Source organism: Micromonospora sp. NPDC047557 (genome assembly GCF_043205095.1).
In the GTDB taxonomy this organism is placed as follows: Bacteria; Actinomycetota; Actinomycetes; order Mycobacteriales; family Micromonosporaceae; genus Micromonospora.
The window spans coordinates 16,715-37,872 of sequence record NZ_JBIDDK010000022.1 but is presented as its reverse complement, the minus strand read 5'-3'; the positions used below and the strand labels follow the sequence as shown (position 1 = coordinate 37,872).

Genomic DNA, 21,158 nt, shown 5'->3' with positions numbered 1-21,158 from the left:
GCCGCCGGCCCGGTGCCGACGCGCCCGCGTCCACGGGTGAGGATGGGGCGTGGACTCTGCTCTTCGGCGCTACCTCGACGACCTCGTGGACACCGCCCGGGACGTGCTCGGCGGCGATCTCGTCGGCGCGTACGCGGCCGGTTCGGTGGGGCTCGGCGCGTACCAGGCCGGCCGGAGCGACGTGGACGTGGCGCTGGTCTGCGCCGGCCCGCTGACCGAGGCCGTCAAGCGGACGCTTGTGGCACGGCTGCGACACGAGGCGCTGCCCTGCCCGGCGCGCGGGCTGGAACTGGTCGTGTACCAGCGGGCCGTGGCCGCGGCCGGCAGCCCCGAGCCCGGCTTCGAGGTCGAGCTGAACACCGGGCGCGCGATGCCGTTCCGCAGCACCCTCGACCCGACGGACCGCCCGAGCGCCGACGGCCGTTTCTGGTACGGGCTGGACCGCAGCATCCTGCACCAGAGCGGGGCGGCGCTGCTCGGGCCGCCGGCGGCGGAGGTCTTCGCCGACCTCACCCCGGCCGACCTGAGGCGGCTGCTGATCGAGGCGCTGACCTGGTGGCTTGCCCTGCCGACGCCACCGGGCGACCGGCCCGCGCCCGGCGCGGAGGACGCGGTGCTCGGCGCCTGCCGCTCGCTGGTGCGCCACCGCGACGGTGAGTGGCTGTCCAAGGTGGCCGCCGGCCGACGGCTCGTCGACACCGGCGACCCGGCCGAGGTGATCCCCCTGGCGATCGCCGCGCGGCACGGTGGGCCACCGCCCACGGGCGCCCAGGCGCGTGCCTTCCAGGAGCGGGTACGCGCCGAGGTCGCCGCCCACCGCTGACGCCGGGTCAGCGCACCGGGCGGGACTTCAGCGACGCGAAGAGCAGGTTGAGGCCCTCGGCCATTGTCGGATGCGTGATGATCGCGTCCCGCAGCGCGGTCCACGGCATGCCGGCGAGCATGGCCAACTGCACCGAGGTGATCACCTCGCCCGCCTCCGCGCCGAGCAGCGCCGCGCCCAGGATCTGATCGGTGCGAGCGTCGATCACCGCCTTCCACATGCCCTGCGTCTGGCGCAGGGTGCGGGCCCGGGGGATCGCGGCGACGGGCAGCTGGGCCACCTGGACGTCGTACCCGGCGCGTCGCGCGTCGCTCTCGCTGAGGCCGACCCGCGCCAGCTCCGGGGTGGTGAAGACGGTGTACGGGATGAGCCGGCCGGCCGTGCTGCGCTGCTCACCCGCCAGGTTGGCCTGGATGATCCGATAGTCGTCGAGCGAGGCGTGGGTGAACTGTGGGCTGCCCGCGACGTCCCCGGCGGCCCACGTCCGCTCGGCGCTGGTGCGCAGGTGCTCGTCGACCAGCACGAAGCCACGGTCGTCGAGTCGGACACCTGCCGCGTCCAGCCCGAGCCCGTCGGTGACCGGCGCCCGGCCGGCCGCCACGAGCACATCGTCGCCGGTCACCACGCTGCCGTCGTCGAGCGTGATCCGGACCGTACCGTCGGCGTCGCGGTCGACCCGGGCGACCGTCACCCCGACGCGTACGTCGATGCCGTCGTCGAGGAAGATCCGCATCATCGCGTCGCCGATGTCGGGGTCCTCACGGGTCAGCAGCTGCGGACCGCCCTCGATCACCGTCACCGCGCTGCCGAACGACGCGAACATCTGCGCGAACTCCACCCCGACGGTGCCGCCGCCGAGCACCACCAGTCGTGCCGGCAACCGGTTCAGGCGCAGCAGATCGTCGCTGGTCAGCACCCCGGCCTCGGCCATCCCGGGTACGGACGGCAGGTACGGCCGGGTGCCCGTGTTGATGACCACGTCGTCGCCGCGCAGCAGTCGTTCGCCGCCGTCGGCCAGTGCCACCCGCACGGTCCGCGCGGCCACGAACCGGGCCTGACCGATCACCAGGTGCAGACCCGAGTCGAGGAACTGCTGCCGGTTGGCGGCGACCATCTGATCGACGACGTCCTGCTTGTGCGCCCGCAGTAGGTCCACGTCGACCCGACCACCCTCGACCACGACGCCGAGCGCGGCGGCGTGGCGCAGCTGGCGGGCCGCCCGCGCGCTCGTCACCAGCGCCTTCGTGGGGATGCACGCGACGTTGATGCAGCTACCGCCGATCATGCCGCGCTCCACCATCGCCACCCGACGGCCGGACCGGGCAACGTCCATGCTCAGCGTCTTGCCGGCCTTGCCGCCGCCCACGACGAGCAGGTCGAAGTCCTCCGGTTGGTCGGTCACGAACGCTCCTTCCGGCCGCGAGGCGCTCCCGGGTCGCCGGTCGGGCCAGCGGCCGTCGGTGCGCGTCGGCCAACCCAGCCTGCCAGCAGCGACGGGACGTTCGGGAAGGTTCGGTGCAGAATCGCCCCGGGTGCGTCGTGCCCGACGACGGGTGCGACGCAGAGTCGGGACCGGCCCGCCGCGCGGCGTCAGGCTTCGGCCGTGACCAGGTACAGGGTGAAACCCGCCAGCAGGGGACCGTCCGTGAGACGCCGCAGCCACGGCTGAACGTCCGCGTCGGTGAGCTCGCCGGCCGCCACGGCGCGGGCCGAATTGCGCCGCAGCCCCAGAATCCGGTCCGCCGTGTCGAAGTCCCGAAAGACGACGGCGACCGCCTCGACCGATCTCACCCGCAGGCCCGCCTGCACCGACAGCCGGACCAGATCCCGCCCGATCGTGGCGTTCCGCACCCGCCCCGCGACGAAGCGGGCGAAGCCGCGGCTCGTCCGCACGTCCTCGTCCGCGACCGCCAGGGTGTCCCAGTCCGGCTCGGCCATTGCGAACACACCTCCCGGACGCAGCACCCGACGAACCTCCGTCAGCACCGTCGCGGGATCCTCTATGTGCATGAGGACCCGGTCCATCCTGGCCCGGTCCATGCTGCTGTCGTGCAGCGGAAGCGCGTGCGCGTCGCCCGCGCGCAGCTCGATCGTCGGCCGGTCGGCCAGCCGCCGACCGGCCTCCGCGAGCATCCGCGCGTCACTGTCGACTCCGACAACCCGGCCGCCGGCCTGGACCGCGTCGGCCAGCCGCCCGAGATCGGTCCCCGGGCCGCAGCCGATGTCCACTACGGCGTGCCCCGGCCGCAGGTCGAGGGCGTCGAGGGCACGCCTCTTGTAGTCGCGCCCGACCGGAGTGGCCGCGGCCGTGTCCAGGTACGCGATCTGGTCGGCGGCGGTGGGCGTCGCGCTCGTGAGCTGGCTCATCGGCCCATCCAAACACCGGATTGTGGGCGTATCGCGAACACGGCGCGCAGATTCGGTGTAAGCCGCCGCCGTCGACGTGCCGGCCTGGCCGCGCCGAACCGTGACCCCGGGCCCCACGCGCATCGGCGCGGGGCCCGGGTCAGCCACCTGCGAGGTCAGTGCCGGGCGGTGCCGTTGTCGCTGACCGGCTGCCCGAAGGCCAGGAACGGTACGGGCGTCGGGGCCTCGGGCCGCGTGAAGATCCGCTCGGCGTCGTTGGTGGGCATCCCCGAGGTGGCCGTCCGATCGGCCGGCTCCACCGGGTACCGCATGGGCGCCCCACCCGGGCGCTCGCCGTCGGCATGGTCACCACCGGCGTGCTCGCCACCGGCGTGCTCAGCCTCGGTGTCGGCGTGCCTGGCCTCGGCGTGCGTGGCCTCGGCATGCTCGGCCTCGGCGTGCGTTGCTTCGGAGTGCTCGGCCTCGGCCCGGGTCTGGTCGGCCCGGCTGTCGTCGGCGTCGACCCGGTCGGCGTCGACCCGGTCGGCGTCGGCCTGGTCGGCGTCGGCGCGGTCGCTCGCGGGCCGGTCCACGGGGAGCAGGTCGACACCTGAGCGGGACGGGTTCGACCGGGGACCGACCATCGGGTACTCGGCGGTCTCCGTGCCGCCGGCCGCGGCGGCCATCACGGCGGCGGCGGCCAGGTCGGCCACCCGCTTCGCCTCGCGCTGCACCCGGGCGCGGACCTCCTTGGCGTGCCGCTCGGCGGAATCCCCGGCCCGGCGGGCCTCGTCCAGCCGGGCCGCCTCGGCGGTCAGGTCCCGGCGCACCTCGCCCAACCGCTGCTGGACGCGGGACAGCTCGTTCTCCAGGGTCTCGCCCTCCTGGCGTACCTCCGCGAGCTGCCGCTGGGCGGTCTCCAACTCGGCGTGCAGCGCGGCCGATTCCTGCCGGCGCTCCTCGATCTCCTGCTGGAGCGCGGTCAGCTGCTCCTGGTGGCTGGCCGCCTGCTCGTCGGCCCGGTTACGCAGCTCGGTCACGTGCTGCTGCGCCTCGGCCAGCAGCGCGGCGATCTGCTGCTCGGTGGAGCTGCGCTGCTCGGCCAGCTCCTCCTCGGCGGCGGCCTGCAACTCGGCGATCTCCTGCTCGGCGGCGCTACGTCGCTCGGCGACCTCGCGCTCCACCCCGGCCTGCCACTGGGCCATCTCCTGCTGGTTCTTGGCCCGGGCGGCCTGAACCTCCTGCTGGATCTGGGTGTGGGCCGACTTCATGAGGGCATCGGCGGCGACCCGGGTCTGGTTGAGCTGCTGCGCGCTCTGTTCGGTGATGCGCTTCGCCTCGTGCTGGGCGCGCTCGTGCGCGGCCTCGCCGTCGGCGCGCAACTGCTCGGCGCGCTCCCGGATAGCGGTCAGCTCGGCCTCGGCCACGGCGCGCCGCTCCTCGTACGCCTGCTCCTGCTCGGTGCGACGCGCGGCCAGCTCCTCCGACAGGTCCTGACGTGCCTGCGCGGCCCGCTCGCGGGTGTCGGCGAGGATCCGCTCGGCCTCGGTGCGCAGCTCGTTGGCCCGATTGCTGGCCGACTCGGTGATGAGGGCGGCCTGCTTCTCAGCGAGGGTCAGGATCTCGCCGACCATCGGGCCCAGATCCTGGAACGAGGCGCGGTCCACCTGCACCGGCTGCTCGTGCAGCTCGGCCAGCTCGGCGCGCAGCCGCTGCACCTCGGCGGTCAGCTCACGAACCCGCACCGCAGAACGTCCGTGCTCGCCGCTGAGCATCGCGATCTGGCCGTCGAGCTGCTCCAGGTGCCGGTCCACCTGGCGTTTGTCGTAGCCGCGCAGGGCGAGCTCGAAGGTTGGCCGCGAGGCCGCGTCGTCGCGTGCTGCGAGCGGCTCAGCGCCGATGGACATGCACCATCCTCCGTACGATCGGGGGCGTCAGGGCCGGCGGTCAACCGCCCCTGCGGGCCGTGAGTGTGGCGCAACGCTACCGCCGAGCCCACCGGTGTGCGAAGGCCAGCACCCCTCATTGGTCGACCATGGAGTCGTGGTGCCCGGAAGGCCCTGATCCGCGGCTCTTGTCATCCACCACAACTCCATGATCGGCGCGGTCAGCGGCGACGAGCCAGCAGGACCGCGTCGTGGTGGACGACGTCGTGGGGGCCGGGGCGGGGGCGCGTTTCGGTGACGAGGACGTCCCACCGGGTCGGGTCCAGTGAGGCCGCCACGTCCTCGGCGGTGTACATCATGTCGGGCATGTGCAGCCGGTGCCCCGACGTCCACAGGTCCGACGGGTGGTGCCCGACGATCAGCAGCACGCCGCCCGGGGCCACCGCGTCGGCCAGCCGGGCGAACAACTCCCGCCGCTGCGTCGGGGGCAGGTGCATGAACTGCGCCGACACCAGGTCGTACGCCTCCTCGGCGGGCGGCTTGTCGCGCAGGTCGACGTGCGTGAACTCGATCCGGTCAGCCACCCCGGCGGTCTCGGCGTGCTCGGCGGCCCGGGTCAGCGCGGTGGTCGAGATGTCCACCGCGGTCACCCGCCAGCCGCGCTCGGCCAGCCACACCGCGTCGGCGCCCTCACCGCTGCCCACGTCCAGCGCCCGCCCCGGGGCCAGATCGGCGGCCTCGGCGACCAGTTGTGGGTTCGGGCGCCCACTCCAGACGGCCGGCTTGGCCTGGTACCGCTCCTCCCACGCCGGCTCCTCGAAGGTGGTGGCCACCAACTGCCGGTACGCGGTGACCGCGTCGCGGGTGTCCTCGGCGATGAGGTCGGCGTTGATCGCCGCCGCGGCGGTGAGGCCGGCGGCGGCGGACGTGATGACCTGGCCCCGCAGGTCGGCCACGTTACCGGCCACCCAGACACCCGGCACGGTCGTCGCCCCGGTCGCGTCGGCCGGGATCTGGGTGCCGATCACGTGCCCACCCATCGTCACCTCCTCCGGGGCCAGTCCCAGCCCCACCAGCAGGTCGGCGCGGGGTGCCGTGCGGGTCCCGACCACGACCACGTCGAGCGCCACCACCCGGCCGTCGGCGAGGCGTACGCCGTTCAGCGCGTCCCCGTTCACCTCCAGCGCGGCGACCGGGCCGGGCACCACCGCGATGCCCCGGGCGGCCAGCCGCTCGGCCGTCTCCTCGTCCGGGGTCGGGGCGTCGTGCAGCAGGAGCAGCACGTCGGAAGTCCACTGCCGCCACATCTCGGCCTGGTGCACGGACATCGGCCCGGTCGCGAGCACGCCGACCCGCCGGTCCCGCGCCTCCCAGCCGTGGCAGTACGGGCAGTGCAGCACGTCACGGCCCCACCGCTGCGCCACCCCGGGCACGTCGGGCAGCTCGTCGGTGAGCCCGGTGGCCACCAGCAGGCGGCGGGCCCGCACCGAATTCCCGTCGTCGAGGGCGAGCCGGAAGCCGTCGTCGTCGCGGGTGGCGGTCTGGACCCGGCCGGCGCGGAACTGCCCGCCGTACCCGGCCACCTCGGCGCGTCCGGCCGCGAGCAGCTCGCCCGGCGGCGTCCCCTCGCGGCCGAGGTAGTTGTGCACGTGGTCGGCCGGCGCGTTGCGCGGCTCGCCGGAGTCGATCACCAGCACCGACCGCCGGGCCCGGCTCAGCGCCAGGGCCCCGCTGAGCCCGGCCGCGCCGCCGCCCACCACCACCACGTCGTATGTCTCGTCCACCGGAATGTCCCCCTACTTGTCGGCTGAGCCCACCATCCGTCGCCGTAACCCGAGTGGCAAGTATCCTTGCCGTTATGGCAAACGAGGACAGTGCCGCGCTGGCGGCCGTCGGTCCCCGGCTGCGTGCCCTGCGCCACCAGCGCGGCACCACGCTGACCCAGCTCGCCGACCTGACCGGCATCTCGGTGAGCACCCTGTCCCGGCTGGAGTCCGGCAGCCGCCGGCCCACCCTGGAGCTGCTGCTCCCGCTGGCGCGGGCGTACCAGGTGGCGCTGGACGAGCTGGTGGACGCCCCGGCCACCGGCGACCCCCGCGTACGCCCCAAGCCGATCGTCAGGCACGGCGTGACCCACCTGCCGCTGACCCGCCGACCGGGCGGCCTCCAGGCGTTCAAGCAGATCTTCCCGCCGGACCCGTCCGCCGGGGGACGGACCCCACAGGTCCACGAGGGGTACGAGTGGCTCTACGTGCTCTCCGGCCGGCTGCGCCTGCTGCTCGGTGACCGCGACCTCATCCTGACGCCCGGGGAGGTGGCCGAGTTCGACACCCGCGTCCCGCACCTCTTCTTCAATCCCGGCCCCGGCACCGCCGAGGCGCTCAGCCTCTTCGGGCCGCAGGGGGAGCGGTTGCACGTCCGCGCCCGCCCCGCCGAGCCGGGGATCGAGGGCTGATCACCACGAGATCGGTGATATCGCGGCATCCACGCCCTCGGGACACCCCGACTTCAGGGATCTCGTGGCCGAATCGCTGATGGCTCAGCGCGGGGCGGCCAGCGGCGACGTCGACGGCCCGAAGGTGGTCAGGAACCGGTCGCGGAAGGCGTCCATCGGCCACACCGGAGCCTGCGGGCCGGGCCGCAGCCCGTCCTGCCAGCCCCAACCCGCGACCCGGTCCAGCACCGCCGGATCCCGGGCCACGATGGTGATCGGCACGTCCCGGCTGGCGCCCTCGCCGGTCACCACCGGGGCCGGCTGGTGGTCGCCGAGGAAGACCAGCACCAGATCGTCGTCACCGTAGGTCTGGACGTAGGAGATCAGCGCCTGGACTGAGTAGGCGACGGCCTGCCGGTAGCCGGCCCGGATCCGACCGGTGTCCCGGTCGTCGGCGTCGCCGTCGTCCTTCGCGCCGGCATCGCTGTGGTAGATCGAACCGTCACCCACCTCGTCCCAGCCGATCATGCGGGGCACCGCCGTCCACGGCGAGTGGCTGGAGATCAGCGGGATCTCCGCCATGATCGGACGGTCCGCGCCGGCGCGGACCCGCCGCTGGAAGAACGACAGCGTGTACTGGTCGGGCATCGGCGCGTAGCTGAACTTCGGCCCCCGGTAGCCGAGCGCCTCGGCGTCGTAGTAGCGGTCGTAGGAGAAGAAACCCTGCTCCGGCCACGGCTGGGTGGCCGCCGGGAGCACCCCGACGGTCTGCCAACCCGCCCGGCGGAACGCGCCGTTGAGGGTGAGCCGGTCACTGGCCAGCAGGCTGCGGTGCCGCTGCTCGTTGTCCGTCCACAGACCGGACAGCAGCGTGTCGTGCGCCAACCAACTGCCCCCGCCGAACGTGGGGGAGGTGAGAAAGCCGCTGCGCGCGCCGTACCCGGCCGCGCGCAGCCGCTCGGTGCCGGTGTCCAGCACGGCGTTGACCTGCGGCGCCAACTGCGGGTCCTCGACGGCGTCACGCCCGTAGCTCTCCACGAAGGCGAGGACGACGTCCTTGCCGCGCAGCCCGGTCAGCAGCTGGTCACCCGGGACGCCCTGGAACGGGTCGGCGTCGATCTGGGCGGTGAACCGTTCCCGATCGTGCAGCCGCGCGTCCACCTGCTCGGCGTGCGCGCCGACCAGCGCGGTGGTCCCGGCGTCGGCGACCGGCACGCCCGGGACGATCCGCACGCCGACGACGGCGCAGAGGACCCAGGCCACCGTCAGCGCGGCCACCGCCCGGGTCGCCACCCGCTCGTGGCCGACCAGCAGCGCCGCCAGCCGTCGCAACGCCACGGTCGCCACCAGCAGCAGCACACCGACCAGCAGCACGACGCCGACCATCGCGCCGACCGCGCCGGCCCGCCCCGCCGAGTCCCGCACGAAACCGAACGCGTCGTCCAGCAGCAGCCAGTCCAGCACCAGATCGAACGGCCGGTCGAGGGCCGTGCGAAACCCCAGGTCGGCGAGCTTCACGATGGCCAGCAGGCCCAGCAGCGGCCCGACCACGGCCACCACCACCCGCCGCGGCCTTGGCGGCAGCGCGAGCAGCAGCGCGGCGACCAGCAGACCCTCCAGCGGGATCCGCACAAACGCGCCGGGCGTCAGCTCGCCGAGCCGGTCCGGGCCGACCAGGACGGCGTACACCAGCAGAACCGCCAGCACCGTGCCCACCCACCCCAGCGCCCGCCGCGCACGACCGCGCGGCACGGGCGACACCCCGGGGGTACGCGCCGAAGCGTCACCTGTCGACGCGGGGCGCGGGCGTTGCCGGCCGGTCAGCCGGCGCAGCCGGGCGGGAACTGTCATCAGGGCCTCCAGTCGGAGTGGACCGTACCGCCCGAGCGGGCCGCCAGCGCGCGCGTGGGCACCGGCAGCAGCGGCGGTACGACGACGGGTGTGTGCCCGCCCAGTGGCAGCAGGGGCACCGCCACCGGCGCGACGGGCGCGGCGATCGGCGGCGGGGCGGGGGCGGTGATCGCCGCGCCGGCCGGGCCGGGGACCGGCAGCGGGTGGGCCCGCCGAGGTGCCGGGCGGCGACGCCACAGCCAGGCCACGTCACGGCCGAACGACTCGACCAGCAGCGCCAACGCCGTCACCAGGACCACTGTGGTCCACGGCTCGGGCAGCACCCGCGCGGCGGCGACCGTCAACAACACGCCCTGCGCGGCGGCCACCACCTTGCGCCAGTAGCGCGGCGGCAAGGAGTTGCGCAGCCAGGGCAGCACGGCGCTGGCCGCGACGAAGACGTACCGCATCGCGCCGATGGCCAGCACCCAGCTCCCGGCCGCCGGGGCGACGTACACGCTGAGAACCAGGATGAGGAACGCGTCGACCTCCATGTCGAAGCGGGCCCCGAGCGCGCTGACCGTGCCGGTGCGCCGGGCGACCTGACCGTCCACCGCGTCCAGCAGCAAGGCCACCGTGCTCAGCGCGACCAGCAGCCCCACCGGCGTCGGGTGGCCGAACGAGTCCACCACCAGGGCGGTGACCGCGCCGACCAGGATCGCCCGGGCCAGCGTCACCCGGTCGGCGGGGCCGAGCCGCGACGCGCCGGACAGGTGCAGGCCCCGGCTCAACGCGAGGCAGGTGAGCGCCGCGTAGCCGGCCCCGGCCAGCCAGCCCGCCGTGCTCAGACCCACGGTGGCGGCCAGCGCCGCCAGCACGACCAACTGCGCGCTCAGCCCGATCACCGGACCGCTTCGAACTGTGGGCACCGTACCTCCGTGTTTATGATCGACGACCCCGACAGGGAACACGGAAATCAGGGCCGTTCGGTTCGACCGGGACAAAAGGTGAGGTGTGCGAGGGTGATCCGCGAGGCGTACGCCTGCTGGGTGCGCGAGCCCGGCGCGGCGGAGATCCGGCCGGTGTCGCTGCCCGTCCCGGGGCCGGACGAGGTGCTGGTGCGAGCCCGCTACTCCGGGGTCAGCCGGGGCACCGAGACGCTGGTGTTCGCCGGCCGGGTGCCCGCCGACCAGTACGCAGCGATGCGTGCCCCGTTTCAGGAGGGTGACTTCCCCGGCCCGGTGAAGTACGGATACCTCAGCGTCGGCGTGGTCGACCAGGGCCCGCCGGAGTTGCTCGGGCGTACGGTCTTCTGCCTGCACCCGCACCAGAGCGCGTACGTCGTGCCGGCGACGGCCGTCGTGCCGGTGCCGGACGACGTGCCGCCCGCCCGCGCCGTGCTCGCCGGCACGGTGGAGACCGCCGTGAACGCCCTGTGGGACGCCGCGCCCCTGGTCGGCGACCGGGTCAGCGTGGTCGGCGCGGGCATGGTGGGCTGCTGCGTCGCGGCGCTGCTGGCGCGGTTCCCCGGTGTGGACGTCGAGCTGATCGACACCGACGCACGCCGGGCCGGGGTGGCCGGGGCGCTCGGTGTGCGGTTCGCCCGGCCGGGCGACGCGACCGGCGAGCGGGACCTGGTCGTGCACGCCAGCGCCACGTCCGCCGGGCTGCAGCAGGCGCTGGATCTGCTCGCGCCCGAGGGCACGGTGATCGAGCTGAGCTGGTACGGCGACCGCCCGGTGCAGGTGTCGCTGGGCGGGGCGTTCCACTCCCGACGGCTCACCGTGCGCAGCAGCCAGGTCGGCATGGTCGCGCCCGCGCGGCGGGGCCGCCGCAGCTACGCCGACCGGCTGGCGCTGGCCCTGGACCTGCTCGACGACCCGGCCTTCGACGCGCTGATCACCGGCGCGTCCCGCTTCTCCGAACTGCCCGACGTACTTGCCCGACTGAGCACGGGTGACCTGCCCGCGCTCTGCCACCTCATCACCTACGACGACGGGGAGTGACCGTGTTCAGCGTGACCGTTCGGGATCACATGATGATCGCCCACAGTTTCCGGGGCGAGGTGTTCGGCCCGGCCCAGCGCCTGCACGGGGCGACGTTCGTGGTGGACGCGACGTTCCGCCGGCCCGACCTGGACGCCGACGGCATCGTCGTCGACATCGGTCTGGCCACCGAGCAGCTGCGCGCCGTGGTCGGCGAGCTGTCCTACCGCAACCTCGACGACGAGCCCGCGTTCGCCGGGGTGAACACCACCACCGAGGTGCTGGCCCGTACCGTCGCCGACCGCCTGGCCGAGCGGGTGCACGCCGGTGAGCTGGGCCCCGGGGCGCGTGAGCTGGCCGGCATCACCGTCACCCTGCACGAGTCACACGTCGCCTGGGCCAGCTACGAGCGGTCGCTGTGATCGACGCGGGCCAGCCGACGCCGGCCCACGCCGCCGGGATCGTCGGCCCGCACCACCGTACGGTGCACGTCGTCCTGCCCGGCGACATCGACGACCCGGCAGCGCCCAGCGGCGGCAACACGTACGACCGGCGGGTCTGCGCCGGGCTCGGCGAGCGCGGTTGGGTGGTGCACGAGCATTCGGTGCCCGGAGCGTGGCCGCACCCCGACCCGGCCGCGCTCGCGGCGCTGGCCCGGCTGCTCGCCACCGCGCCGGACGACGCCGTGGTGCTCGTCGACGGCCTGATCGCCTCGACGGTGCCGGACCTGCTCGCCCCGCACGCGACACGGCTGCGCCTCGTCCTCCTGGTGCACATGCCGCTGGACGACGAGGCCGAGGGCCGGGCGCTGGCCACCGCGCGAGCCGTCGTCGCCACCAGCGAGTGGACCCGCCGTCGCCTGCTGGCCCACCACGGGTTGCCGGCCGACCGCGTCCGGGTCGCGCCGCCGGGGGTGACGCCCGCACCGCCGGCGCCCCCCGGCTCGGCAGCCGGCCACCGACTCCTCTGCGTCGCCGCGGTCAGCCGCCCCAAGGGTCACGACGTGCTTGTCGACGCCCTGTGCGTGCTGGCCGAGATGCCCTGGACGCTGGTCTGCGCCGGCACGCTGACCCGGGACCCCGAGCTGGTGCACCGACTCCGCGACCGGCTCGCCGGCGCCGGTCTGTCGGAACGGGTCCGGCTGGCGGGCCCGCTGACCGGCCCGGCGCTCGACGCCGCGTACGCCGCCGCCGACCTGCTGGTGCTGCCGTCGCGGGGCGAGACGTACGGGATGGTCGTCACCGAGGCCCTCGCTCGCGGCGTGCCGGTGCTGGCCAGCGAGGTGGGGGGCCTGCCCGAGGCGCTGGGCCGCGCCCCCGACGGTGACCTGCCCGGGCTGCTGGTCCCGCCGGACGACCCGGCCGCCCTGGCCGGCGCGCTGAGCCGGTGGTGGGGCGACGGCGAGCTGCGGGCCCGGCTGCGGCACGCCGCGCTCGCCCGGCGCGACACCCTGACCGACTGGCCGGTGACGACCGCGCGCCTGGCCGCCGTGCTGGAGGAGGTGGCGGAATGACCGTCGAGGAGACCCTGCCGTTCGCCGACTGGCTGCGTCTGCGCGAGCCGGCCGACGCGGCCGCCCGCGCCGAGGACCTGGTGGACGCCGTCCGGCCCCGGCTGACCGGCCCCGGCCCGATCCTGATCCACGACCTGGGCAGCGGCACCGGCTCGATGAGCCGCTGGCTCGCGGCCCGGCTGACCGGGCCGCAGCACTGGGTGCTGCACGACCGGGACGCCGACCTGCTGGCCCGGGCGGCCGACGGCATGGCCGGGGTGACCGCCGCCGACGGAGCGCCGGTCACCGTCGACACCCGCTGCGGCGACCTGACCCGGCTGAGCGCCGCCGACCTGTCCGACGGCGCGCTGGTCACCGCGTCCGCGCTGCTGGACATGCTGACCGCCGAGGAGGTCGAACGGGTGGTGGCCGCCTGCGTCGACGCCGGCCGTCCCGTCCTGTTCGCGATATCGGTGACCGGCCGGGTCCGGCTCACCCCGGCCGACCCGCTCGACGCCGCCGTCGAGGAGGCGTTCAACGAGCATCAGCGGCGTACCGTCGACGGCCGCCGGCTGCTCGGCCCGGACGCCGCCGACGCCACCGCCGCCGCGTTCGCCCGGCGGGGCGTGCCGGTGCGGGAGCGGCCCAGCCCGTGGCGGCTCGGCCCGGAGCAGGCCGACCTGGCCGCCGAGTGGTTCCGCGGCTGGCTGGACGCGGCCTGCGAGCAACGACCGGAACTGGCCGGCACAACCCGGGCGTACGCCCAGCGCCGGCTGGCCGACGCCGCCGCCGGCCGGCTCGGCGTGCTGGTCGAGCACCGGGACCTTCTGGCCGGCGGATGAACCGCCGACGCCCTGGGTACGTGCACTAGAGGGAGTGGACGATCTTCAGGGAGGACCGGCGTCGATGGTGTGGGCCTGGGCACGAGTGGTCGGCGGGGTGAGCCTGCTCGCCGCCCTGCTGTGGCAGGTGGGTGGCGGCCCGTTCCTCGCCGGCGTACGGCTGATCAACGCGCCGGCGCTGGCCGCAGCCCTGCTCATCGGCGTGCTCACCACGGTCTGCGCGGCCTGGCGGTGGAGCCTCGTCGCCGGTGGCCTCGGCGTACGGCTGCCGCTGGCGACCGCGGTGGCGCACTGCTACCGGGCGGTGTTCCTCAACGCCACGCTGCCCGGCGGGGTGCTCGGGGACGTGCACCGGGCGGTACGCCACGGCCGCGACGCCGGCGACGTCAGCCGGGGCATCCGCGCGGTGGTCTGGGAGCGTACCGCCGGCCAGGTGGTCCTGGTGGGTGTCGCGCTTGTGGTGCTGGCGGCGTTTCCGTCGCCGGTGCGGCCGTACCTGCCGGCCGCCGCCGCCCTGCTGCTCGCGGGCGGGCTGGCCGTCGTGCTGCTGGCGCGGCGCCTGCCCGGCACCGGTCGGTCCCGATGGGCCCGAGGCGTACGCACCGCCGTGGCGGACGTGCGGTCCGGGCTGCTCGCCCGGCGGACCTGGCTCGGCGTGCTGGTCGCCTCCGCCGTGATGGTCGCCGGGCACCTCGCCACCTTCCTGGTGGCGGCCCGCACCGCCGGTTCGGACGCTCCGCTGACCCGACTGCTGCCACTGACCTTGCTGGCCCTGCTCGCCATGGGTCTGCCCCTGAACGTCGCCGGGTTCGGACCGCGCGAGGGGGTGGCCGCGTGGGTGTTCGGCGCGGCCGGACTCAGCGCGGCCGAAGGTGTCGCCACCGCCACCGTCTACGGTGCCCTCGTGCTGGTGGCCAGCCTGCCCGGCGCGGCCGTGCTGCTCGCCCGGCGGGCCCGCAATCCCACCACCACTCGGGAAGCTGCCTCCGGCGGCGGCTGTTGAGTCGTGGTGAGACGGTACGCGTCGCCGCCTGCCGGCGGCGCCGGACAAAGGAGTCCCATGCCCGAAGCACTGCCGGTCGCCACGGTCCGTACGCAGGTCACGGTGCCGCTGGCGTTTCCCGACGGCTACACCACCACCGTCCGGGTGTTCACGTTCAAGGGCCTGGTCGACGGTCGGGAGCACCTCGCTCTCGGCCTGGGTGACTGGGCCGGAGCGCTGGACCGGCTCGCCGCCGGTGGCGAGCCGCCCCTGGTCCGCCCGCACAGCGAGTGCCTCACCGGTGACGTGTTCGGCAGCCAGCGCTGCGACTGCGGGCCGCAGCTGCGCGAGGCGGTGCAGCGGATCGCCGAGACCGGCGGGTTCCTGCTCTACCTGCGCCAGGAGGGCCGGGGCATCGGCCTGTACGCCAAGCTCGACGCGTACGCCCTGCAGGATGCCGGGTTGGACACCTACCAGGCCAATGTGGCGCTGGGCCGGGGCGAGGACGAGCGCGACTACAGCGCGGCCGCGCAGATGCTGGCCACCCTCGGCGTGCCGCGCGTGCGCCTGCTCAGCAGCAACCCGGACAAGGCCGAGCAGTTGACCCGGCTCGGTGTGGACGTCGTCGAACGCGTCCCCACCAGCGTCTTCCTCTCCCCGGCCAACGCCGAGTACCTCGCGGCGAAGGCCGCCAAGGCGGCGCAGACCGAGGCGGCGGAGACCGAGGCGGGTCGTACCCCTGACCGGCCCGTCTCCCGATGATCAGCCGGCCGTACGTGCTGCTGAGCTGCGCCGCCTCCCTCGACGGGTACATCGACGACGCCTCCGACCAGCGGCTGCTGCTGTCCAACGAGGATGACCTCGACCGTGTCGACGCGGTACGGGCCAGCTGCGACGCGATCCTGGTCGGCGCCGCCACGGTCCGCCGTGACGACCCGCGCCTGCTGGTGCGGTCCGCGTCACGTCGGGCCGAGCGGGTGGCGTGCGGGCGGCCCGCCTCGCCCACCAAGGTGACCCTGACCGCCCGGGGGGATCTCGACCCGACCGCCCGGTTCTTCACCGCGGGCGATCCCGACCGGCTGGTCTACTGCGCCAGCGGTGTGCTGGACAAGACCCGCGAGCGGGTCGGTCGGCTGGCCACCGTGGTGGACGGGGGCGAGCCGGTCGACCTCGCATGGATCCTCGCCGACCTGGCGGCGCGGGGTGTGCGGCGGCTGATGGTGGAGGGCGGCGGGACGGTGCACGCGCAGTTCCTCACCGCCGGCCTCGCCGACGAGCTGCACCTGGTGGTCGCCCCGTTCTTCGTCGGCGACCGCCGGGCGCCCCGGTTCGTCGGCGAGGGACGCTTCCCCTGGCACGCGGATCGCCGCGCCCGCCTGGCCGAGGCTCGCCAGATCGGCGACGTGGTGCTGCTGCGCTACGCGCTCTCGGACCGGTGCCGCGACGCCTGACGACGGCGCAGCAGGTACGTGACAGCGCTGAGTAGGAACAGCGCCGCGCTGAGCACCAACCAGCGCACCAGGTACGGCCGCTGGGTCAGGCCGGAGGCCGCCTCGTGGGTGGTCTCGCCCCAGCGCAGGATGCCGGGGGAGTAGACCACGAACAGCAGCGCCGTGCCGAGCGCCGGCACCCGCAGGCGGTTGAGCAGCGTGACACGATCGCGTACCACCGCGCGCAGCACCCGATCGACGCTCGCGTACACCGGGAACAGCACCAGGTCGTGGGCGATGACCGCGCCGACGAACCAGAGCAACATCCGGCTGAACGTCGCCTCCTGCGCCAGCCGCAGCGCCACCCAGCCGGCGAGCACGATGGCCGCCGTCACCAGGGCGAAATGCCACGGCGCGGCGCCGTAGGCGGCCCGCAACCGCCCGGCCCGCCCAGCCGTCGGCCCGGCCCGTCCCTCCGTCGGCCCCTCCCGTCCGCCGGTCGGCCCGGCCCGCTCAGCCATCGGTCTGACCCCGGAAGTCGATCTCGGCGACCCACTTCGTGCAGTGCACCCCGGGCAGGGCCGGCACGATGACCCGAGCCGGGTAGCCGTGGTCGGGGCCGAGGTCGACGCCGTTGACCCGCAGGGCGAGCAGCGAATCTGGATTGAGGACCTGGTTGGCGGCGAGCACCGCCGTGCGGAACAGCCCGGCCTGCTCCAGCGACGACACGCGCGCCGAGGCCGGGTCCGCGACCCCGGCGAGTGCGGCCAGGTCACGAAGACGGACGCCGGTCCAGGTCTGCCGGGTGGACCAGCCCTCCACACAGGAGATGGGTAGGGCGGCGGTGTGCTGCGCCATGGCCAGCAGGCCGGGCCGGTCCAGGGTCACGGTCCGGCCGCCACCCCGCAGCGTCAGCCGCCAGCTCGCGTCGGTCTGCTCGGGGCGTACGCCGGCGGCGGCGACGGTGCGGTTGACCGGGAAGCCGTTCGGCCCGGTGCCGGGCTGCCGTCCGCGGGGCAGCAGCAGCGCGGTGCGCCGCAGCGGGCCGTCCAGGCTCTGCCCGATGGTGAGGACGGCCAGCAGCAGCGCCCCGCCGCCGACCAGGCCGACCGCGCCGCGCCGGCTGACCGTGGCCGACCCGGGTGCGGCGGCGACCAGGCCGTCCGGGTCGGGCGGCTCGGGTCGTGTCGCGGCGCGCGGGGTGCGCAGTTCCGCGCCCAGCGGGCGGGACCGCAGCGCGGTCACCAGCCGGGGAAACTTGATGATCACGTGCGCCACGAAGGCGCCGGTGAAGATCCAGGCCCCGAAGTAGTGGGCGGTGTAGAAGTCGAAGCCGAACACGTACGAGTACTGGATGTTGAGCAGGCCGGTGGCGATCTGGAACAGGATCCCGCCGACCAGCAGCAGCAGGGTCAGCCGTTCCAGCACCTGAGCCAGGGAGCGGGCCGGCGGCCAGTCGAACAGCTTCGGCAGCACCGACCACAGCTTGCCCAGCACCACCGGGACGAGCACGATGCCGAGCGTCACGTGCAGCCCCTGGGTGACCCGGAACAGCCAGGACGGCCGGGTCGGCCAGTCGAAGGCGGGCAGCCGCAGCCAGCCGACGTTCGTCGGGAACGCCTGGTCGAACTGCGGGCCGTAGGCGGCGTAGTCGAGCAGCCCGGTGATGATCACCAGTGGCAGCGCCACCAGCAGCACCGACCCGTAGACGGCGGTGAGCCAGGGGCCGCGCAACGGGCTGCGCCAGCTTCGTTTGACGGCGTCCACACCCGGTGGGCCGTGCTGGGCCAGCCCTCGCCAGAGCCGGCTCGGCGCGCCGTAGCCGTCCGCGTCCGTTGCCCGGGTTTCGCTGCCGCTCGGGCCGGGTCTGCTGACCGGCACCCGCTGCCCCTTCCTCGCCGTCACGCGCCGTTGTCGTCCACACCGGTCGGCCCGGCCGGGCGCGTGGGCCGGTGGCGGGCACTGCCGGCAGGTTAGACCGCAGGGGTACGGCCGGGCCGGGTTTACCGCATTACCGAACGCTTACCAGGGCGTCGGCGCCCGCCGAGCTGTTGCGAACTCCTTACGGGTCCGCCGAACCGGCCCGCCGGGCGTCCGGACCGCCCTACCGTGACCGGCATGCGCGTACTGGTCACCGGCGCGGCCGGGTTCATCGGGTCGCAGGTCGTCGACCTGCTCGTCGAGCAGGGCCACGAGGTGGTGGCGCTGGATGCCCTGCTGCCCCAGGCGCACGGCGGCGAGCTGCCCGCCTGGTCACGCGGGCACGAGGTGGTCCGCGGCGACGTCCGGGACGGCCCCCTGCTGGACCGGCTGCTCGTCGGCGTGGACGCGGTCTGTCACCAGGCGGCGATGGTCGGCCACGGCCTCGACCCGTCGGACGCCCCCGACTACGTCACGCACAACGACTACGGCACGGCGGTGCTGCTGGCGGCGCTGCACCGGGCGGGGATCGGCCGGTTGGTGCTGGCCAGCTCGATGGTGGTCTACGGGGAGGGGCGCTACGCCTGCCCCGAGCACGCCACGGTGCGCCCCGCGCCCCGCCGGCCCGAGGACGTGACGGCCGGCCGGTACGACCCGACCTGCCCACACTGCGGACGCGGACTCGATCCGGTGCTCGTGCCGGAGGACGCGCCGCTGGAACCCCGCAGCACGTACGCCGCGAGCAAGCTCGCCCAGGAGCACCTGGCCGCCGCCTGGGCCCGGCAGACCGGCGGCGCGGTGTGGGCGCTGCGATACCACAACGTCTACGGCCCTCGGATGCCCCGCGACACCCCGTACGCCGGAGTGGCATCGATCTTCCGGTCGGCACTGGCGGCCGGCGTGGCGCCGCGGGTGTTGGAGGACGGCCGGCAACGGCGCGACTTCGTGCACGTCACCGACGTGGCGCGGGCCAACCTCCTGGCCCTCACCAGCAGCGCGCCACCGGCCACGCTGGTGCCGGTGAACGTCTGCTCGGGCGAGCCGCACACGGTCGGAGAGTTGGCGGTCACCCTGGCCGAGGCGATGGGCGGGCCGCCCCCGCAGGTGGTGGGTGGGGCCCGCGCGGCCGACGTGCGGCACGTGGTTGCCGACCCCCGCCGGGCCGTGGAGCTGCTCGGCTACACGGCCCGGGTCGGCTTCGCCGAGGGCGTGGCCGGCTTCGCCACCGACCCGCTACGGGAACCAGCCGCCGTCGCCGGCTAACCGCCCGCCGCCCGCCGCCTGCCGCCGGTCCACGCCGAGTGGTGCGCGCGGTGGTGATGTTCGCGCGGCGCGGTGTGCTTGGCCGGCGGCGGTGCTCGCTCAGGCGGGGTGGCTCGCGGTGGTCGGCGCGCGCGACGAGCCGCTACCGACAATGAGCGGTATGACTGTGAGTCATAAATATGACTCACAGTCATACCGCTCAACGGAGTGGCAGGGTGGCCGGAGGGCGGGCGGGCCCGGGTGGCGGCGCGGCCGAGCGGTGCGGCGGTGGGGCCGGGCGGTGCGGCCGAGCGGTGCGGCGGCGCGGCCGGGCGGTGTGGCGGCGCGGCCGGGCGGTGTGGCCGGGGTGGTCAGGAGACCGTCCAGACCAGGTGGTTGACGGCCAGCGCGGTGAGCGCCTGCGCGGCCAACCACCAGCGCCGGGAACCCGTCGGCAAGTGGGCGGTGGCCACCAGCAGCCACACGATGAACGGCAGCCAGATCCGCTCCACCTCGGCCTTGCTCAGCCCGGACAGGTCCGCGCCGAGCACCGCCACCAGGGCGGCCAGCGGTAGCAGCACCGTGGGGCCGGCTGCGCGTACCGCTGCTGCCGCAGGCGTGGCCAGCCGGCCGACGGCCCGCCACCCGCCGGCGGCCGCGCCCGGCCCGAAGCGCGGCCCACCGGGCGCCGGTCCGCCCGGCGGGGTGGGGGCATGGGCCGGCAGCGCCGCGCGCAGCCCTGGCCACGGCGACCGTGCGGCCGACAGCACGCGGCGCAGCGCCGGCCCGAGCACGGGCCCGGCGCTGAGCAGCAGCGCGGCCAGGTTGGCCCACACCCAGTAGGCGTACGGGCGGTCGGCGGCCCAGCCCTGGTAGTACCGCTCGACGACCAGCTGGTAGCCCACCCACCAGTGAAAGCCCGCCGCGCTGAAGGCCGCCGTCACGGCCGCGACCCCGACGGCGGCGGCGAGCAGCGCGCCCCAGCGGTGCGTCCGGCGCAGCGCCACCACGGCCAGCGCGAGCACACCGACCAGGAGGAACCCGTACGACAGGTACAGCGCGAACCCGAGCACCGCCCCGCCGGCCAGAGCGGCGACGCGGCCCCGGACCGCCAGCAGCGCCAGGCCGGCCGCGACCACGGCGGCGAAGATGCCGTCGGCCGAGGCGCCCACCCAGACCGCCCCCGGCAGCAGCACCAGGAACGGGAGCACCGCGCGGGCCGCCTCGGACGCGCCGAGCGCTCGCAGGGTCACCGGCACCGACACCGCGACCGTGGCGCCGACCAGCACGCAGGCCAGCGCGGCGGCGGCGCCCCCGCCGAGGCCGATGCGATCCAGCCAGACGAAGATGAGCAGCGCGCCCGGCGGATGCCCGGCGGTGTGGGTGGACCACGCGTCGGGTTGAAAGTCGACGATCCGGCCGGCGAAGCCGGCCAGCATGGCCGGGATGTCGGTCACCCCGGGGACCTCGTGCAGGTACTCGGCCTGCGGGGTGAGCCGCCGGGTCAGCCCCGCCGTCCAGCCGTCCACCAGGGCCAACGACAACGTCCAGGCGACCGCGGTCAGCCACGCGGCAGCCAGCAGGACACCCCACCGGGCGGTGCGGGCCCACCGCGCTCCCCAGCCCACCACCGCGACGGCTACGGCCAGCGCGGCGGGGCTGCCCCAGCCGACGTGCGGGCGCCACGTCGCGTACAGCGGAGCGGCGTCGGCGTGCAGCCCGGCGCCACGCGCGTTGAGCAGGGCGCCCACCAGCACGGCGGCGGCGAGCAGCGCCGCCTCCACGCCCAGCACCAGGAGGTCGCCGGACCGGCGGCGGGGCGGGGTCCGCCCGGGGGCGGCGGGGAGTGTGGTGGTCGAGGCCATGACCACCGGACGGTACGGCGACAGCCCGCCCTCGCGCTCGCCAATCGGTGGCTCGTCACCGGACGGTAAGAAATGCCCAGG

The 21,158-nt window shown here is 75.0% G+C and carries 19 protein-coding genes; 10 read left to right on the top strand and 9 right to left on the bottom strand.

Annotation, left to right across the window (positions count from 1 at the left end):
* Positions 1–49: 49 nt before the first annotated feature.
* Positions 50–823 carry a nucleotidyltransferase domain-containing protein gene (locus ACGGAQ_RS31205; RefSeq protein ID WP_393055392.1) on the top strand — a complete coding sequence of 258 codons (774 nt, stop codon included), beginning with the start codon at positions 50–52 and terminating at the stop codon, positions 821–823.
* Positions 824–830: 7 nt separating this feature from the next.
* Here the strand turns inward: ACGGAQ_RS31205 and ACGGAQ_RS31200 are convergent, their stop codons facing one another.
* The 4 genes from ACGGAQ_RS31200 to ACGGAQ_RS31185 form a co-directional block, all read right to left on the bottom strand.
* Positions 831–2,225: a dihydrolipoyl dehydrogenase family protein gene (locus ACGGAQ_RS31200; protein WP_393055389.1), complete on the bottom strand. Its 1,395-nt coding sequence runs from the start codon at positions 2,223–2,225 to the stop codon at positions 831–833.
* A 188-nt stretch (positions 2,226–2,413) separates the two neighbouring features.
* Positions 2,414–3,190, bottom strand: a complete 777-nt coding sequence (locus ACGGAQ_RS31195; RefSeq protein ID WP_393055386.1) for a methyltransferase domain-containing protein — start codon at positions 3,188–3,190, stop codon at positions 2,414–2,416.
* A gap of 155 nt (positions 3,191–3,345) precedes the next feature.
* Entirely contained in the window at positions 3,346–5,076 is a 1,731-nt protein-coding gene (locus ACGGAQ_RS31190) for a hypothetical protein (protein WP_393055383.1), read from the bottom strand.
* A 200-nt stretch (positions 5,077–5,276) separates the two neighbouring features.
* Positions 5,277–6,839: an FAD-dependent oxidoreductase gene (locus ACGGAQ_RS31185; protein ID WP_393055381.1), complete on the bottom strand. Its 1,563-nt coding sequence runs from the start codon at positions 6,837–6,839 to the stop codon at positions 5,277–5,279.
* Positions 6,840–6,913: 74 nt separating this feature from the next.
* Between ACGGAQ_RS31185 and ACGGAQ_RS31180 the strand changes: the two genes are divergently transcribed.
* Positions 6,914–7,510, top strand: coding sequence for a helix-turn-helix domain-containing protein (locus ACGGAQ_RS31180; protein ID WP_393055378.1), 597 nt, complete (start codon positions 6,914–6,916; stop codon positions 7,508–7,510).
* 84 nt (positions 7,511–7,594) lie between these two features.
* Here ACGGAQ_RS31180 and ACGGAQ_RS31175 read toward each other — a convergent pair whose 3' ends face one another.
* Together ACGGAQ_RS31175 and ACGGAQ_RS31170 are read right to left on the bottom strand one after the other, a co-directional pair.
* Positions 7,595–9,340 carry a sulfatase-like hydrolase/transferase gene (locus ACGGAQ_RS31175; protein WP_393055375.1) on the bottom strand — a complete coding sequence of 582 codons (1,746 nt, stop codon included), beginning with the start codon at positions 9,338–9,340 and terminating at the stop codon, positions 7,595–7,597.
* Complete coding sequence (locus ACGGAQ_RS31170; protein WP_393055372.1) at positions 9,340–10,248, bottom strand: CDP-alcohol phosphatidyltransferase family protein; 909 nt, start codon at positions 10,246–10,248, stop codon at positions 9,340–9,342. Before ACGGAQ_RS31170 ends, ACGGAQ_RS31175 begins: the two co-directional genes overlap by 1 nt.
* Positions 10,249–10,341: 93 nt before the next feature.
* Here ACGGAQ_RS31170 and ACGGAQ_RS31165 point away from each other — a divergent pair, with 93 nt between their 5' ends.
* From ACGGAQ_RS31165 to ACGGAQ_RS31135, 7 genes are all read left to right on the top strand, one after another.
* The gene (locus ACGGAQ_RS31165; RefSeq protein ID WP_393055369.1) at positions 10,342–11,325 is read left to right on the top strand and encodes an NAD(P)-binding protein; all 984 of its coding nucleotides are present in this window, start codon (positions 10,342–10,344) and stop codon (positions 11,323–11,325) included.
* A gap of 2 nt (positions 11,326–11,327) precedes the next feature.
* Positions 11,328–11,726: a 6-pyruvoyl tetrahydropterin synthase family protein gene (locus ACGGAQ_RS31160; RefSeq protein WP_393055366.1), complete on the top strand. Its 399-nt coding sequence runs from the start codon at positions 11,328–11,330 to the stop codon at positions 11,724–11,726.
* A 38-nt stretch (positions 11,727–11,764) separates the two neighbouring features.
* A complete protein-coding gene (locus ACGGAQ_RS31155; RefSeq protein WP_393055464.1) occupies positions 11,765–12,817 on the top strand; it encodes a glycosyltransferase family 4 protein in 1,053 nt (350 codons plus the stop codon).
* Entirely contained in the window at positions 12,814–13,638 is an 825-nt protein-coding gene (locus tag ACGGAQ_RS31150; protein ID WP_393055363.1) for a class I SAM-dependent methyltransferase, read from the top strand. Before ACGGAQ_RS31155 ends, ACGGAQ_RS31150 begins: the two co-directional genes overlap by 4 nt.
* A 64-nt stretch (positions 13,639–13,702) precedes the next feature.
* The gene (locus tag ACGGAQ_RS31145; RefSeq protein ID WP_393055361.1) at positions 13,703–14,641 is read left to right on the top strand and encodes a lysylphosphatidylglycerol synthase transmembrane domain-containing protein; all 939 of its coding nucleotides are present in this window, start codon (positions 13,703–13,705) and stop codon (positions 14,639–14,641) included.
* Positions 14,642–14,698: 57 nt separating this feature from the next.
* Positions 14,699–15,382, top strand: a complete 684-nt coding sequence (gene ribA / locus ACGGAQ_RS31140; protein WP_393055358.1) for a GTP cyclohydrolase II — start codon at positions 14,699–14,701, stop codon at positions 15,380–15,382.
* Positions 15,379–16,071: a RibD family protein gene (locus tag ACGGAQ_RS31135; protein ID WP_393055355.1), complete on the top strand. Its 693-nt coding sequence runs from the start codon at positions 15,379–15,381 to the stop codon at positions 16,069–16,071. Before ribA ends, ACGGAQ_RS31135 begins: the two co-directional genes overlap by 4 nt.
* Here the strand turns inward: ACGGAQ_RS31135 and ACGGAQ_RS31130 are convergent.
* Positions 16,038–16,571, bottom strand: coding sequence for a hypothetical protein (locus ACGGAQ_RS31130; protein ID WP_393055353.1), 534 nt, complete (start codon positions 16,569–16,571; stop codon positions 16,038–16,040). The two genes, ACGGAQ_RS31135 and ACGGAQ_RS31130, sit on opposite strands and share 34 nt — an antisense overlap.
* On the bottom strand, positions 16,564–17,931 hold the full coding sequence (locus ACGGAQ_RS31125) for a molybdopterin-dependent oxidoreductase (protein WP_393055350.1): 1,368 nt from the start codon (positions 17,929–17,931) through the stop codon (positions 16,564–16,566). The genes ACGGAQ_RS31130 and ACGGAQ_RS31125 overlap by 8 nt, the downstream gene beginning before the upstream one ends.
* A 237-nt stretch (positions 17,932–18,168) precedes the next feature.
* Here ACGGAQ_RS31125 and ACGGAQ_RS31120 point away from each other — a divergent pair, with 237 nt between their 5' ends.
* Positions 18,169–19,233, top strand: a complete 1,065-nt coding sequence (locus ACGGAQ_RS31120; RefSeq protein ID WP_393055348.1) for an NAD-dependent epimerase/dehydratase family protein — start codon at positions 18,169–18,171, stop codon at positions 19,231–19,233.
* 350 nt (positions 19,234–19,583) lie between these two features.
* On the opposite strand, the gene ACGGAQ_RS31115 is transcribed toward ACGGAQ_RS31120, so the two are convergent.
* Positions 19,584–21,077, bottom strand: coding sequence for a hypothetical protein (locus ACGGAQ_RS31115; protein ID WP_393055345.1), 1,494 nt, complete (start codon positions 21,075–21,077; stop codon positions 19,584–19,586).
* Positions 21,078–21,158: the final 81 nt, after the last annotated feature.

Excerpts from the sequence above, each read along its gene's own strand:
- ACGGAQ_RS31195 (WP_393055386.1), bottom strand. The coding sequence starts at position 3,190 with ATGAGCCAGCTCACGAGCGCGACGCCCACCGCCGCCGACCAGATCGCG.
- ACGGAQ_RS31190 (WP_393055383.1), bottom strand. The coding sequence starts at position 5,076 with ATGTCCATCGGCGCTGAGCCGCTCGCAGCACGCGACGACGCGGCCTCG.
- ACGGAQ_RS31180 (WP_393055378.1), top strand. The coding sequence starts at position 6,914 with ATGGCAAACGAGGACAGTGCCGCGCTGGCGGCCGTCGGTCCCCGGCTG.
- ACGGAQ_RS31175 (WP_393055375.1), bottom strand. The coding sequence starts at position 9,340 with ATGACAGTTCCCGCCCGGCTGCGCCGGCTGACCGGCCGGCAACGCCCG.
- ACGGAQ_RS31150 (WP_393055363.1), top strand. The coding sequence starts at position 12,814 with ATGACCGTCGAGGAGACCCTGCCGTTCGCCGACTGGCTGCGTCTGCGC.
- ACGGAQ_RS31145 (WP_393055361.1), top strand. The coding sequence starts at position 13,703 with ATGGTGTGGGCCTGGGCACGAGTGGTCGGCGGGGTGAGCCTGCTCGCC.
- ribA (WP_393055358.1), top strand. The coding sequence starts at position 14,699 with ATGCCCGAAGCACTGCCGGTCGCCACGGTCCGTACGCAGGTCACGGTG.
- ACGGAQ_RS31135 (WP_393055355.1), top strand. The coding sequence starts at position 15,379 with ATGATCAGCCGGCCGTACGTGCTGCTGAGCTGCGCCGCCTCCCTCGAC.
- ACGGAQ_RS31130 (WP_393055353.1), bottom strand. The coding sequence starts at position 16,571 with ATGGCTGAGCGGGCCGGGCCGACCGGCGGACGGGAGGGGCCGACGGAG.
- ACGGAQ_RS31120 (WP_393055348.1), top strand. The coding sequence starts at position 18,169 with ATGCGCGTACTGGTCACCGGCGCGGCCGGGTTCATCGGGTCGCAGGTC.
- ACGGAQ_RS31115 (WP_393055345.1), bottom strand. The coding sequence starts at position 21,077 with ATGGCCTCGACCACCACACTCCCCGCCGCCCCCGGGCGGACCCCGCCC.